The following is an 11132-nucleotide window of genomic DNA, read 5'->3' as shown; positions in this document are numbered from 1 at the left end:
TTACACCCCCAACAGCGTTTTCTGGCTGGTGTTGGCACCGCCAAGCACGCCAGACGAACCGGTCAGGATCGTACCGTTCTGGCCGGACTGGGCCAGGCGGCGCTTGCGTTCCGCCTCTACAGCGGCCTGCACTGAGTCGCTGGAGGTGGTAGGTGCCGCACCTGGAGACGTTGAGCCCGCCGCTTCGGCTGCTGCCTTTGCCGCTGCCTTCTCGCGCTCGGCCTTGTTGAACATGCCGGTGTTCTCGCCAAACATGTTCGGCAAGCCCATCCCCTCAAGGATGACGTCACCGCCGCGCAGCGGATCTAGCTCCACCACCTTGTTTACCAGTTTCTTAATACTCTTTCCGCACATGTCAGTTGCTCGCGTAGGGGTCATAGTCGGATTGGTAGTTGCCACCAGGTGGCGTACCAAGTTTCCAGCGCGGCCTTGCGAGCCTGCGCATCATGTAGGCGTAACGAACGGCTGAAAGGATGTCGTCGTTCAACTTGACGATCTTCCCGTTCTCGTCGCGGTGATAGCTCATCTTCTCGTCGAAGAAGTCGGTTAGGTGTGAGAACACCTTGAAGCGGCCAGTGGTCATGCGCTCATAGAGTTCAACAAGGCCAATCTCAACGCCCACCCCGCCATCAGGCCACGTTGCGTGCTGCGACAGCATTTGCCATCCGGCGTCCACATAGGCTTTCTTCTGCTGCTCGCCCGACGACTTCTCAGACTGCAAGCCGTCAGATGGCCAGGCTGTTGGTATGTGCTGCGCCCATGATTTGACGGTGCCCCACACGGTCGATGGCGTGACGCGGGATTTCTTCCAGGCATGGGCCAGGTAGATAACGTCAGAGTCCATATCAATCCAGAGCTGGATGTGGGCCTGCGGGTGATCCCACCCGAAATCCATCCCGTTGATAATCCAGAAGTGCGGCGGGCACGGGAACGGCTGGCATTTGATCGTTTCGTCGCCGAAGTCGAATATCAAACCAGTGCCGAGCAATGGCATCCCCTTGGAACGCATGTCGCGCTGCCACTCGGGATACATGCCCAACAACTTGCGCTGCGTGTCAGCAGTCAAGTGCGGTGCATCGGCCCAGGTGGCGCGCTGGATGTATTGGCCCTCGGCTGGGCAGTCCATGAACTGGATAACCAGTTCGGTGCGCCCGTTCTCGGGGGTGAACGTCAAAATGCCGCGACCACCCCGACCACCGTCACCAGTCGCGGTTCGGGTCAGCACCTGCGGGTAGATCGCTTTGTCGCGTGGCTCTTCGTCGATGTGGTACCAGTCGACGCTGTCGCCCATGATTGCGTGCTGGCCCTGGCTGTAGGACCAGAACTGCACCGTGGATTGACTGCCGGACTTGTGCCGGACGGTGATCTGTCGCATGGCGCCGGATGTGCCGGTAGCGGACAGATGCGCAATGATTCGGTCAGCGGGGATTAACCCACCAGTCCACTTGCCCCCCTCCAGCGTGCCGAACAAAGGCGTTTGGAGCAGGTCACGGGTTTTCTCCATCGAGAACCCCAGCAGCCAGCACATCGGCGCATGGTCGAATGCGTGGCCTTCCCAGTCCTCGGGGTAATCGCCCAGCAGGTGCATTGCATCGATGGTCAACCCGGTGCGTGTCTTGCCCACCCGGTTTGCCGCCATCAACATGCATGACGTGTGGTCGGCCGTGGCCTTTACGAACTTGCGCTGCCACTCATACAGAGTTTCGAACTGGAGCAGGTGACGCCTCTGTGCATCCCGGCGCGCCTTTTCCTCAAGCAACGCCAATAGCTCAAGCTTGTCAGCCCTGGCCTGCGAGCTTGGCGATTCTGCGATCAAGTTCTTCTTCCGTCAGTTGGCTGCGGTCATCGCCTTGCTTCTCGGCGCCAACGTCATAAGCCTGGCGCTCCAGGGCGATCAGGTTCTTCAACGTTTCGGCCAGTTCCTTCATGGTCTTGGTGCGGGCGGGCAGATCAATGACCTTCATGTACAAGTCGTTGCGCTTGTCCTGGCCCTTGTCGTCCTCATCACGCAGCAACTCTCCCAACCGGTCGAACAGGTCGCGGTTGTCGGTCAGCCCTTCCAGCTCATCCAGCAGCTTGTTGGCCAGGCGACGTGAGCGGCCAATGTCAGTTCGGTGGGCAATGCGAATGTTTGCAATGACCTGAGCATTGGCTTCAACGATCCCGCGCTCGGTTGCCAGTGCTTGCGTGGAAACCTCTTTGGAAACCTCGGCTTTGGAAACCAGCGAATCAGCCTTGGCCTGGATCTTCGCTTTCAGGTCTCTATCCCAGCTACCAGCCTTGGCCCGCTTATTGATCGCGGTATGGGACACACCACACGTTGCAGCGATTTCACGCACTGAAAGCAGGCCGGCACGGTAGAGCTGTTCAATGCGCTCCCAGTCGGTTGGCTGCTTATCAGTCATTGCTCACCCACCAGTTCGGGCTTTTCGGTAGAGGGCTCACCCTCCACGACTGGCGCAGTCACAACAGGCACAACCTTGAGCCATTCGAATGAACCGAAGATGGCTACAACTGCGCCGCCATCGCCAATAAGGCGCAGATCGTTGCCCTGCACGAACGTTGAAGCCATTACTTCATGCACTTCGCCGGCCGATTTGACGTGGTACTTAATCATTTGGATGCCCTCATGGCGTCGTAGGAACGTTCACAGGCAAATCCGGCCCGGCGACTTGCGTCAAGCGCTGTTGCCAGTTCGCCCGCATGGTTGTCAGCTTCTGTGCGCAGTTCGGCGAGCAAATCGCTAAGGTCGTCGATTGTCTTGCCTCTTGCGGCAAGGCGGGCACGTAGGGCGGCGCGGTCGGCAAGCAGGCTGGTTTGTTGCTCGCGCAGGCTGACACCCACAGCAACAAGCTCAGCAGCGTGAGCGTCATCACTGATCTTTTGATTGGCTGCATCGGTGCGTACCTGGTCAATTATTCGTTGGTGTTGCTGTTCGGCCTGGCGGGCCTTCTCGCTGGCCTCCTGGGCCTGGGTGGCGATGTTGGCAACGTACTGCGCGTGATCGGTCTGCGCGTTATCCAGACGGTGTGTTTGGATGCCCGCCACGATCACCAGAACAGCAATGGCGGCGATCAGGTAGCGGGTCATGGCTGGATTCCTTACTTGGCTTCGTGCAGTTGCTGCTTGAGCGCGTAGCCCATCAGCGGCCAAACCTTGGCGACAGCATTGTCGCGGGCAATCTTGCGGCCCATTTCGGCGTCGAAGTTCTCCGGGCTGGCGCAGGCGCTCTCACCGGTGACAGTGAAGCCATTGCGCAGCACCAAGACACAGATGGTCAGCAGTTGCAGCGAACCCAGCGTCCAACCCTCACCCGCCGGCAGATGCACAGCACCAGCAGCCTGAACGCCGTCTGCGGCGGTGAAGTAGTGTTCGTGCGCGATATTGGCTTGCAGGTCGGCGGGGGTGACACGCGGTGCGGTCAAGCCTTTGGCCTGGATTTCCTGTTCGATTGCTTGGTCGTTCACGGTGATTGCCTCGGGGGTTGGGGGATTCATTGCGCGGCCATGCACTTGGCGTGACGCTCAAGCTGGCGAGTCCAGACGCCGGCGCAGCGTTTGTTGCCCGGTGTCGAGCAGTCGAAGCCAGCGGCATAGCGATACTTGAGCAAGTCATTGCAAGCCTGGGCGTAGTTGCCGGCCAGCAGGTCACGACGAGGCGAACCCTTGAGCCAGGTGCCAATGCCGTACTGGCCCACGAAGTCCATGTACAGATCAAACTCGACCTGATGAAGCTTCACGCCTGGGAGTGATGCAGCGAACTGCTTTTCCGCCTGGCTGTTCAGGTTGCGGGCCAGGACTTCGGCGCGGGCCGGGGTGATGGTGTCGCCCATGCGGACCGGCGAGCCGTCTTCGTAACGAGTGGAGCCGTGGCCGATGGTGGGCACGTCGCCCTTGGTGGGGATCACGGCAACAGGGGTAAACCCTTCGCTTGCCTGCCAGGTGGCGAAGCCGGCGGCGCTCAGGCTCAACACCGTGACGGCGATGCGCTGGCGTAGTTGGGGATTCATGCCCGCGCCCGCTCTTTCAGGGCTTCCAAGCGTGCAGCGCTTTCGATGGACTCGCGGCGATCCTTGCGGACCTGGAAGAACAGATTGATCAGCAGGCCCACCACCGCCACCGCCACACCGGCGATACCTATCCAGTTGACTTGCGACAGCCAACCCACCATGCCAGCAGCGCCGCCGACGATCATGCCCTTATTGGCCACTGACGCACCCACCACCTCTACGATGCTCTCGGGCGTCGGGTTGGCCATACTTCTGCTCCTGCCTGGGGCTGCCATTCGGGCCTCCAGATGCAAAAAGCCCCGCACAGTGGCGAGGCTAAAGGTTGAATTAAGGACACAAAAAAGCCCGACTCAATGGCCGGGCTTGTTCCTAAGCGGTAAAACCGCAATCTGGCGCTAATGTGCCACTACCGTGTTAACACGTCAAGAAATTAAGCCGCGACCTTCATATCCAAGCAGGCCTGAACATAGTTATTCCCGGCAATGATCATTTCGCGCACCTTCAACCTGGTCAAGTCGAGCATGTTACCCACGCCCTGCATGGTCATGCCGGTACAGTAATAAATCCTCAGACAATCAGCCGTCGTGGGGTAACGTTTCCATAACGCAGCAACAGCCCTATCGATCATCAGCGCTTCATCATCGGTAATCGCAGCGGGAAGGTTTGACGTAGGCTGCTCCACATTGTCCCGGATGATTGCGTAGATTTGGGACACCCCATAACCAGGAACACCAGCACCTTGCCATACCCACCTGCCCCACTGAGTTAGAAGCTCTTCGGCGTCATAGTTCATGCTCTGGCCCCTTTAAGTGCTTTGGTCTTTGCTTGGTATTCGGACCGAATGGTTTTCAGCTCTTCGATGGTGTAGCGCTGTGGCTCGTGTGGACCTTCCAACCAATCAACTTTGTCCTGGCCTATGCGCAGCACCAGGCTCATGCGGTAATTCACAATGTCGCCAGATTTGTGCTGATTGCACGGGACGCATTGCTTGTGGCAGTTGAGTGGCTCGAAGCGCAGCGCGGGATTACTGCCCACGGTGCGGTAATGCCCGGCGTCGTACTTGCCTTCATGGTGCCGACCACAGCTGATGCATGGCTGGCTGGCGTCCCTGGCGCGCACCCAGGCGTTAAACGCAGCCTGAGCCTCACGCATGTATTGCCCTCTCGTTTTAATGCGCTCCTTGGACGCTCGCAGCTCTTTGCGGCCCAGTTCGGCAAAAGCCTTTCGAGCGGTTGCCTGCCCCTTCTCCGACTTGCTGTAAGCAATGGCGCACTCAATCTCCCCACACACGGCTTGCTTGTCGCGAGCAGGCACGAACATCACCCGGCAGGACGGGCAGCGCTTGCGGCGGGGGCCACCTGACGTAAGCGGGGTTTTGCGCTGTAGTGGCGTGCGCTTCATGCGTAGCTCCCGATCTGGTCAGCAGCGCTCAATGCCGCCGCTTCTGATTCAAAGTGGGCGGACAGGACCAGGCGCCAGCAGGCGTTGAACACGTCGCGGTAAAGGGGTTCGAAGGCTGTATCGTCCATGGATGCCCAACTGATCGACTTGGCTTCCTTGCGTACACCATCGGGAGTGCGCACCAGGTGGAAGTGGCCGGCCTCAATCGTCACCCACTCACGGAAAGCCTCGCGGGACTTGTCCACGGCTGGGAATCGCTCGGCGCGCTCGGCTTCCAATTGGGCGATGTACGCAGCAACGGCGTCCGATAGCTGACGTGGCTTGCCGCTGGCGGCCTCAAAGAACTTGGCGAGCCCAAGAATGCCGCGCATTTCCTGACGCGGCACCAGGCCACCCACCGGTTCCCAGTATTCCCACGCCAGATCCAGCATCGAGAAGAACTTGCCGTGGAACTTGGCATTGCGCATACGGGTGAATTTGCCGTGGACTACCTGGCCAAGCTTCCATTTTTGGGTTACCTCCCGGTCGGCCTCGGTGGCTGGCACCAGGCCCTGGGCTGTACGGATCAATGCGAGTTCAGCCATGGTTAGCCCCCTTATTTCCAGGGTTGAGCGCATCAGCGAGAGCGCCGAAGAATCCGCCGGACTCGTTGCGAGCCTGGGTACAGCCCGCGCAATGGCAGCCGAGGTTCCAGCTTCCCTTGCCGCGATACTCGTGAACCGTTTCGCCCTCCTGCCATCCCTTACAGTTACGATTCCCGCAGACATCGCACGTCGGTTGTTTTTTGGTCATTGGATCGCTCCCTGGGATTGCAGCTGTTCAACCTGGCGCATCAGCTCGGCGCGGCGTTCGGCAAACTGCTGCTCGGCCTCTTCGCGGATCTGCTGCTTGCGGTCTGCATTGGCCTTGCGCACTGCCAACATGGATTCCTTGACGCCCTGTAGCCTTTCGCTAACGTCTGGCGATGGCCTTGTAACGGTGCCGGTGATCAGCCCGGCCAGGGCGCGGCCGTCTTCGGTGACTGGCGCAATGCGCAGGTCTGCCAGGTACTTCTGGCCGTGTTCGTGTGGGATGCGCTGCATCTGCACCGCCTTCTCGATGGCGGTTGCGCGGCGGTTGGCGTCATAGCCAATGGAAACGTGCCAGTTGACCGGCTTGGCGGCCTCGCGGGCGTGGAGTACGAACCGCTCGTAGGCGTTGATGAACACCATGCGGGCGCCGATCTTGTCGCCAGACTCCAGCACTGGACGGGCAGCGGTCAGGGCCAGCTGGATTTCGTCGGTCATCACCACGGTTTCGAATTCGTCGTTGGCCATGACAGCGATTGCCCATGCTTCGTCTTTGCCTGGGCGCCCGTCCTCAGCCTGGATACGCTGCATCACAGCCCCCAGGGTGAACTTTCCGGTCAGTTCCCGGCGGCACGATTGCAGGGCCTTGCGGATGTCCTGCGGCGGGAACACAGACAGATCCTCGGCCATCAGCCTGGCGGCGGTGGCGCTGATGGTCTGGCCTAGCGTCTCGGCGGTGGCGCAGATTCCTGCGGCCAGTTCTGCGAGGTTTTCAGAGGAAAGCATTACGTTTCTCCCCATCGAGAATTGCCCGGGCAGCTTCCTGCGCGGCGTTCATGTTGGCCTGGGTGTCTTCAATTTGGCGGGCAGTGCGGGAGTTCATCTGCCGGCCGGTCATCCACTGGGTGTGGTACGCGCCTGCTTTGGCGATGAGGGTTTTCAGGCTGTGGTAATCGTTGATCAGCCGAGCGTCGTTGATCGTCAGGTAGTACGCGGCCACGCTGTGGGCAACGTCGGCCCCCAGAAGGTCAACCAGCTTGCCGAGCATTCCGCCGGCGGCTGCGTTCCACACCGGCCAGCACTGGTAACGCTTGCGGTAAGCCATGGCGTAGTTCGCCCAAGCCTTGAACGTTTTACAGGTCTGGTCTTTCGGCCCCGGCATATCGGCGGGAATCTCGACGCGGGGGCCACTGGCTTGATCCACCACCAGCACCAGCGTGCCGGCTTGGTTCGGCTTGTCAGAGCCTTCCGGCAAATCCTGATTACTGGTTACCTGATTGGTACCCTGATTACTGGTAACCTGATTTGTCGGAGATTTTTCCGACCCTCTTCGGATTTTTTTCCGACCCTGCTCGGATTTTTCTCCGACCTTGCTCGGATTTTTTTCCGACCTACCTCGGAGATTTTTCCGACCCTCTGCCTTATCTGAGGTCGGATATTTTTCCGACCCATCAAGCTTGCGGTTCCACTCTTTCGCCTTCACCGTCAGACGTATCAAGGTGATATTGGAAGTGCTGGAAAGATCGATCAGACCCGCATCACGCAGGGCAATCAGAAGGCGATAGGCTGTATCAGGCTTGTCCGTCAGTAGCGGTAATTCCTCGACGATCTTGGCTTTGCTCAGGGCGAAAAACTCCCCGCCGTCAGTCTTGACTTTGTTGGCCCAGCTCGGGCACTCGTAGACAAACGCGAACAGCAGCGCCTGTTGAGCGTTCAACCCCCACTCCAGCGCCTTGGCCTGATTGATCGTCACGGTGTACTGCATGATCAGTCCCACCCCAGCGGGCCGGGCCGCTTCTTCTCGGCCTTCAACCCGATTTCAGCCAGGGTTTCCAGGGAGTGCAGGTAGGCCGGCGTCACGAGCATGGCTGACTGAGGAACGACACGCAGGCCCAGGAACGAAAGCACCTTGGCCCATCTTGCGTACTCGCCCTCATTCCAGCGCGAGACCGTCGACTCACTCAACCCGGTTTCACGGGCTATCTCTTTCTGGCCGACAGACAAAACCCGCTGCAAGATCAGGGTTTCCGTCTCCCGTGCGGTTTCATCGCCTTCTTGGCTTAATGGGCTCGTGGACATGGTCATGCCACCGACTGAGGCCGGCTTTTTTGGCCGGCTTTCAATTTGCCATCGGTGAGCTTTTCCAGTTGGTACTGGCGTAACTCTGGGACTTCATCCCCCCACTGCCGCACGGCCTCATAAGTAATCTTGAGGGCCTGCGCCAGCTTGGGGATGGAGCCGTAATAATCAATCGCTGTCTGGCGTTTCATAGGCACCTCCAATGCTGTTACGCCAAATTCAAGCATGCTTGTATTTAATAAGCAAGCATGCTTGCCAAGCGAACTTGTAGATTTGGCAAATGAACATCACAGATCGAATGACGAAACTTGTATTGGCACGGAAGCCTGAAACCGGCGTACGTGGCGTAAAGCGGCTCATCGCAACGACTTGCGACGTGAGCTATGAGGCTGTACGCCAATGGTTCGCCGGGGACACCGGGAATATAAAAAACCACAACCTGCTGGCGCTGGCTCGGGGACTGGATACCACGGTCGACTGGCTGCTGGATGGCGCTGGCGAACCACCGAGGCGTGCCATGGACAACGTAGTGATAGGCGATTTCACCCGCCAGCCAAAGGAAGATGAGCTTTCAATCCCCCAATATGATGTTGTGGCATCAATGGGACCAGGCCAGGTTTTACCCAAGGAATACATCGAGACCGTGCGCAATATTACGGTTCGTACCGAGTACCTGCGGGAACAGGGAATCACCTATACCCACGGTGACAACCTTTCAGTGATTACCGGCTTCGGCGAAAGCATGGGCGCTACATTTTCAAGCGGTGACCCATTAATCGTTGACCAGGGAATCAACGAGGTTGTGGTTGACGGTGTTTACGTCTTTACGCTCGATGGGATGCTGTACATCAAGCGCCTACAACGCCTGCCGAAGATGCTGCGCATGATTTCGGACAATGAGACTTTCCCGCCCTACGACATCAAGGGCGCAGAGCTTGCAGACATGATCATTCACGCCCGCGTGCTGCTGGCGTGGAACGCAAGGAAGCTGTGAGATGTGGAAGAAAGCAAGGAAGGCAATTTATTGGACTGTCGGTATATTTCTCGTAGTGATCGCTGGGTCTATAGGCAAGCAGCTCGGCGGCGAGATCTTCAAGCCAAGCAAGGCTGAAACCTTAAGAAAGCTGACAACCCAGGCAGCTGCCCAGATCAACGCCCAGGCACCTAAGAAGGTTGATGAAATTACGACCCTCGTTCGGGCAGAGGCAACGATGGGCAGCAAGCTGACGACTTATTACACGCTAGAAAACTACGACTCCTACGCCAAGGATTTCAGCTTAGATAGAGTCAAATTGGCTGCAACTCAAAATGCCTGCAACAAAAAAGGTAGCGGTGGAAAGTCGCCTCTTTCACTCGGCTTAACCTATGCCTACGTCTACTCGCGAGAAAACGGATCTGCGATTGGCAGATTTGAAGTCAGCCAGCGCGACTGCTTCCCCACCAAGTAATTAGCAAAGATTAGAGGCCCGCCACTGAGCGGGCTTTTTTTCGTCCCGAAGAAAATACACAAGGTTACTTGCATATGAGACACAAGCATGCTTTTATTAATGCAAGTCTGCTTGTATATGAGGCCAACCGCTCTTTAACAACCAGACGTGACCACCGCGACGTACCCAGGCAATTACCTGGGTCGGAAGAAGCTAAACCGCCGCCCATGCAGCCTCTGGATAGCTGCCGTACTCCCTCATGTGAGTACGCGAAACCACGCAAGCCAGCCAGGAAGAACACCGGACACGAAATGTGTGACCTGGCCAGAGATATGAATCGGGCGATGCGCGTGGTGGAGAAGAACACCCACAGATTTACTGATGCCGCTTCTATGAGGCGGCATTGGAAATCAACGGAGGGCAAGACCATGAGCAATTCGAAATTCCAAGTGCGCGATCTTCACAAGATCGACCCGGAAGGCGAGAACGAAGGCGTCCACGACATTTTGTTTACTGATGCCGATGGCGTTATCCGCTACTCAGACGATGTGTACGAAAGCGCAGAAGAGGCGCAGAAGGCGATAGCAGCGCTTGAGGCTGCTGGTGAATTGCCTGACTGGTGGGAAGTTTTCACGCCAACCCCACAGGCAGCATGACGGACCTTTTCACTGATGCCCATCCAGAGCGGTGGGCATTGGGAAAACAACCGAACCCACCGAATAACGCCATCCTGGAGGCAGCATGAACGCAACAGCGCTTGCACAAAGTGAATTCGACAACCGTCTGCCGCCTCCAGTCAGCGAAAGCCCACTGGAACTGGCGCGTGCTGAGTGGCTTTACAACGCCACGGAGCAACTAGTGCGCTTCGGCTGTGACGTGAAGTTCCAGCGGCGCCTGAGAAGGCCACAGGGCGTCACGGTCGCTCAACTGGCACTGGCAGCTGATGAGCTGGTGAGCGCTCGACAGGCGAACTGTGACATCGGCACACCGGCACTCGGTTGGCTGATGATCGCCAATAACTGCGGACGGGCTGACAAAGAGGCCGCCGCCGAGCTTCTGGGCCACAGCGACCACCCATTCGGCAAGCTTGGCGAACTCGCCGAGGCCCTATTGAAGCCCTTGGTCAGTGACGCACTGATCGCCCAGGCAGAGGACGACGAACTATGAGCACGCCTACCGCCCTCGCCCGCCTGGGCCTGGAAATCGCCAAGATGAAGAAGTCGTGCACCCCGGTACCGGACCGCACCTTCGTCATGGGCATGATCGAAATGGCCGAGTTCGCCGATCTGGTCGACGCCGCCACCGCCAACCGTTACCGCGATGCGCTGGACGCCAAGTTCGTCGAGCGCAACGAGCAGCTCAAGAGGGCCGCAGCATGAGTACCGCACCGGTTAAATCACTGATCGACGAGCAGATCGCCGAGATCGA

21 protein-coding genes are annotated in these 11132 nt (G+C 58.4%); 5 read left to right on the top strand and 16 right to left on the bottom strand.

Annotation, left to right across the window (positions count from 1 at the left end; all coding sequences use genetic code 11):
• The 16 genes from TX24_RS17995 to TX24_RS17925 form a co-directional block, all read right to left on the bottom strand.
• A complete protein-coding gene (locus TX24_RS17995) occupies nt 1-354 on the bottom strand; it encodes a hypothetical protein (protein WP_057710803.1) in 354 nt (117 codons plus the stop codon).
• 1 nt (nt 355) lies between these two features.
• Nucleotides 356-1816, bottom strand: a complete 1461-nt coding sequence (locus TX24_RS17990) for a phage terminase large subunit family protein (protein ID WP_222937975.1) — start codon at nt 1814-1816, stop codon at nt 356-358.
• A complete protein-coding gene (locus TX24_RS17985; RefSeq protein WP_057710802.1) occupies nt 1779-2405 on the bottom strand; it encodes a hypothetical protein in 627 nt (208 codons plus the stop codon). Before TX24_RS17985 ends, TX24_RS17990 begins: the two co-directional genes overlap by 38 nt.
• Nucleotides 2402-2617, bottom strand: coding sequence for a hypothetical protein (locus TX24_RS17980; RefSeq protein ID WP_057710801.1), 216 nt, complete (start codon nt 2615-2617; stop codon nt 2402-2404). The genes TX24_RS17985 and TX24_RS17980 overlap by 4 nt, the downstream gene beginning before the upstream one ends.
• On the bottom strand, nt 2614-3090 hold the full coding sequence (locus TX24_RS17975) for a DUF2514 family protein (protein ID WP_057710800.1): 477 nt from the start codon (nt 3088-3090) through the stop codon (nt 2614-2616). Before TX24_RS17975 ends, TX24_RS17980 begins: the two co-directional genes overlap by 4 nt.
• Nucleotides 3091-3101: 11 nt before the next feature.
• Nucleotides 3102-3467 (bottom strand): Gp49 family protein, encoded by a 366-nt coding sequence (locus tag TX24_RS17970; protein ID WP_169878787.1) that lies wholly within the window; start codon nt 3465-3467, stop codon nt 3102-3104.
• 26 nt (nt 3468-3493) lie between these two features.
• Nucleotides 3494-4009 carry a glycoside hydrolase family protein gene (locus tag TX24_RS17965; protein WP_057710798.1) on the bottom strand — a complete coding sequence of 172 codons (516 nt, stop codon included), beginning with the start codon at nt 4007-4009 and terminating at the stop codon, nt 3494-3496.
• Nucleotides 4006-4257 carry a holin gene (locus TX24_RS17960; protein ID WP_057710797.1) on the bottom strand — a complete coding sequence of 84 codons (252 nt, stop codon included), beginning with the start codon at nt 4255-4257 and terminating at the stop codon, nt 4006-4008. Before TX24_RS17960 ends, TX24_RS17965 begins: the two co-directional genes overlap by 4 nt.
• Nucleotides 4258-4439: 182 nt before the next feature.
• A complete protein-coding gene (locus TX24_RS17955) occupies nt 4440-4802 on the bottom strand; it encodes an antiterminator Q family protein (protein WP_057710796.1) in 363 nt (120 codons plus the stop codon).
• Nucleotides 4799-5410 (bottom strand): recombination protein NinG, encoded by a 612-nt coding sequence (locus TX24_RS17950; RefSeq protein ID WP_057710795.1) that lies wholly within the window; start codon nt 5408-5410, stop codon nt 4799-4801. Before TX24_RS17950 ends, TX24_RS17955 begins: the two co-directional genes overlap by 4 nt.
• Nucleotides 5407-5994, bottom strand: coding sequence for a DUF1367 family protein (locus TX24_RS17945; RefSeq protein WP_057710794.1), 588 nt, complete (start codon nt 5992-5994; stop codon nt 5407-5409). The genes TX24_RS17950 and TX24_RS17945 overlap by 4 nt, the downstream gene beginning before the upstream one ends.
• Nucleotides 5987-6202 (bottom strand): hypothetical protein, encoded by a 216-nt coding sequence (locus TX24_RS31895; RefSeq protein WP_157255555.1) that lies wholly within the window; start codon nt 6200-6202, stop codon nt 5987-5989. The genes TX24_RS17945 and TX24_RS31895 overlap by 8 nt, the downstream gene beginning before the upstream one ends.
• On the bottom strand, nt 6199-6984 hold the full coding sequence (locus TX24_RS17940) for a hypothetical protein (RefSeq protein WP_057710793.1): 786 nt from the start codon (nt 6982-6984) through the stop codon (nt 6199-6201). The genes TX24_RS31895 and TX24_RS17940 overlap by 4 nt, the downstream gene beginning before the upstream one ends.
• On the bottom strand, nt 6971-7963 hold the full coding sequence (locus tag TX24_RS17935) for a hypothetical protein (protein ID WP_057710792.1): 993 nt from the start codon (nt 7961-7963) through the stop codon (nt 6971-6973). Before TX24_RS17935 ends, TX24_RS17940 begins: the two co-directional genes overlap by 14 nt.
• A 2-nt stretch (nt 7964-7965) precedes the next feature.
• Nucleotides 7966-8277 (bottom strand): helix-turn-helix domain-containing protein, encoded by a 312-nt coding sequence (locus tag TX24_RS17930; protein WP_057710913.1) that lies wholly within the window; start codon nt 8275-8277, stop codon nt 7966-7968.
• Between the two features lie 2 nt (nt 8278-8279).
• Nucleotides 8280-8468, bottom strand: a complete 189-nt coding sequence (locus tag TX24_RS17925; RefSeq protein WP_057710791.1) for a Cro/CI family transcriptional regulator — start codon at nt 8466-8468, stop codon at nt 8280-8282.
• Nucleotides 8469-8557: 89 nt separating this feature from the next.
• Here TX24_RS17925 and TX24_RS17920 point away from each other — a divergent pair, with 89 nt between their 5' ends.
• From TX24_RS17920 to TX24_RS17900, 5 genes are all read left to right on the top strand, one after another.
• A complete protein-coding gene (locus TX24_RS17920; protein ID WP_082628824.1) occupies nt 8558-9271 on the top strand; it encodes a S24 family peptidase in 714 nt (237 codons plus the stop codon).
• A 1-nt stretch (nt 9272) separates the two neighbouring features.
• Nucleotides 9273-9725 (top strand): hypothetical protein, encoded by a 453-nt coding sequence (locus tag TX24_RS17915; protein ID WP_057710789.1) that lies wholly within the window; start codon nt 9273-9275, stop codon nt 9723-9725.
• Nucleotides 9726-10015: 290 nt separating this feature from the next.
• Complete coding sequence (locus TX24_RS17910; RefSeq protein ID WP_057710788.1) at nt 10016-10360, top strand: hypothetical protein; 345 nt, start codon at nt 10016-10018, stop codon at nt 10358-10360.
• A gap of 85 nt (nt 10361-10445) precedes the next feature.
• Nucleotides 10446-10871, top strand: coding sequence for a hypothetical protein (locus TX24_RS17905; protein ID WP_057710787.1), 426 nt, complete (start codon nt 10446-10448; stop codon nt 10869-10871).
• Nucleotides 10868-11083: a hypothetical protein gene (locus TX24_RS17900; RefSeq protein WP_057710786.1), complete on the top strand. Its 216-nt coding sequence runs from the start codon at nt 10868-10870 to the stop codon at nt 11081-11083. The genes TX24_RS17905 and TX24_RS17900 overlap by 4 nt, the downstream gene beginning before the upstream one ends.
• Nucleotides 11084-11132: the final 49 nt, after the last annotated feature.

Source organism: Pseudomonas lactis, assembly GCF_001439845.1.
GTDB lineage: Bacteria > Pseudomonadota > Gammaproteobacteria > Pseudomonadales > Pseudomonadaceae > Aquipseudomonas > Aquipseudomonas lactis.
The sequence above is the reverse complement of the archived record's forward strand: the minus strand, read 5'-3'. Positions and strand labels throughout refer to the sequence as shown.

Bases quoted from the DNA above. Each gene is read 5' to 3' on its own strand.
- TX24_RS17940 (WP_057710793.1), bottom strand. From the start codon at position 6,984: ATGCTTTCCTCTGAAAACCTCGCAGAACTGGCCGCAGGAATCTGCGCC.
- TX24_RS17920 (WP_082628824.1), top strand. From the start codon at position 8,558: ATGAACATCACAGATCGAATGACGAAACTTGTATTGGCACGGAAGCCT.
- TX24_RS17965 (WP_057710798.1), bottom strand. From the start codon at position 4,009: ATGAATCCCCAACTACGCCAGCGCATCGCCGTCACGGTGTTGAGCCTG.
- TX24_RS17945 (WP_057710794.1), bottom strand. From the start codon at position 5,994: ATGGCTGAACTCGCATTGATCCGTACAGCCCAGGGCCTGGTGCCAGCC.
- TX24_RS17995 (WP_057710803.1), bottom strand. From the start codon at position 354: ATGTGCGGAAAGAGTATTAAGAAACTGGTAAACAAGGTGGTGGAGCTA.
- TX24_RS17960 (WP_057710797.1), bottom strand. From the start codon at position 4,257: ATGGCCAACCCGACGCCCGAGAGCATCGTAGAGGTGGTGGGTGCGTCA.
- TX24_RS17950 (WP_057710795.1), bottom strand. From the start codon at position 5,410: ATGAAGCGCACGCCACTACAGCGCAAAACCCCGCTTACGTCAGGTGGC.
- TX24_RS17905 (WP_057710787.1), top strand. From the start codon at position 10,446: ATGAACGCAACAGCGCTTGCACAAAGTGAATTCGACAACCGTCTGCCG.
- TX24_RS17925 (WP_057710791.1), bottom strand. From the start codon at position 8,468: ATGAAACGCCAGACAGCGATTGATTATTACGGCTCCATCCCCAAGCTG.
- TX24_RS17935 (WP_057710792.1), bottom strand. From the start codon at position 7,963: ATGCAGTACACCGTGACGATCAATCAGGCCAAGGCGCTGGAGTGGGGG.
- TX24_RS17910 (WP_057710788.1), top strand. From the start codon at position 10,016: ATGTGTGACCTGGCCAGAGATATGAATCGGGCGATGCGCGTGGTGGAG.
- TX24_RS17915 (WP_057710789.1), top strand. From the start codon at position 9,273: ATGTGGAAGAAAGCAAGGAAGGCAATTTATTGGACTGTCGGTATATTT.
- TX24_RS17955 (WP_057710796.1), bottom strand. From the start codon at position 4,802: ATGAACTATGACGCCGAAGAGCTTCTAACTCAGTGGGGCAGGTGGGTA.
- TX24_RS17985 (WP_057710802.1), bottom strand. From the start codon at position 2,405: ATGACTGATAAGCAGCCAACCGACTGGGAGCGCATTGAACAGCTCTAC.
- TX24_RS17900 (WP_057710786.1), top strand. From the start codon at position 10,868: ATGAGCACGCCTACCGCCCTCGCCCGCCTGGGCCTGGAAATCGCCAAG.
- TX24_RS31895 (WP_157255555.1), bottom strand. From the start codon at position 6,202: ATGACCAAAAAACAACCGACGTGCGATGTCTGCGGGAATCGTAACTGT.
- TX24_RS17980 (WP_057710801.1), bottom strand. From the start codon at position 2,617: ATGATTAAGTACCACGTCAAATCGGCCGGCGAAGTGCATGAAGTAATG.
- TX24_RS17975 (WP_057710800.1), bottom strand. From the start codon at position 3,090: ATGACCCGCTACCTGATCGCCGCCATTGCTGTTCTGGTGATCGTGGCG.
- TX24_RS17930 (WP_057710913.1), bottom strand. From the start codon at position 8,277: ATGTCCACGAGCCCATTAAGCCAAGAAGGCGATGAAACCGCACGGGAG.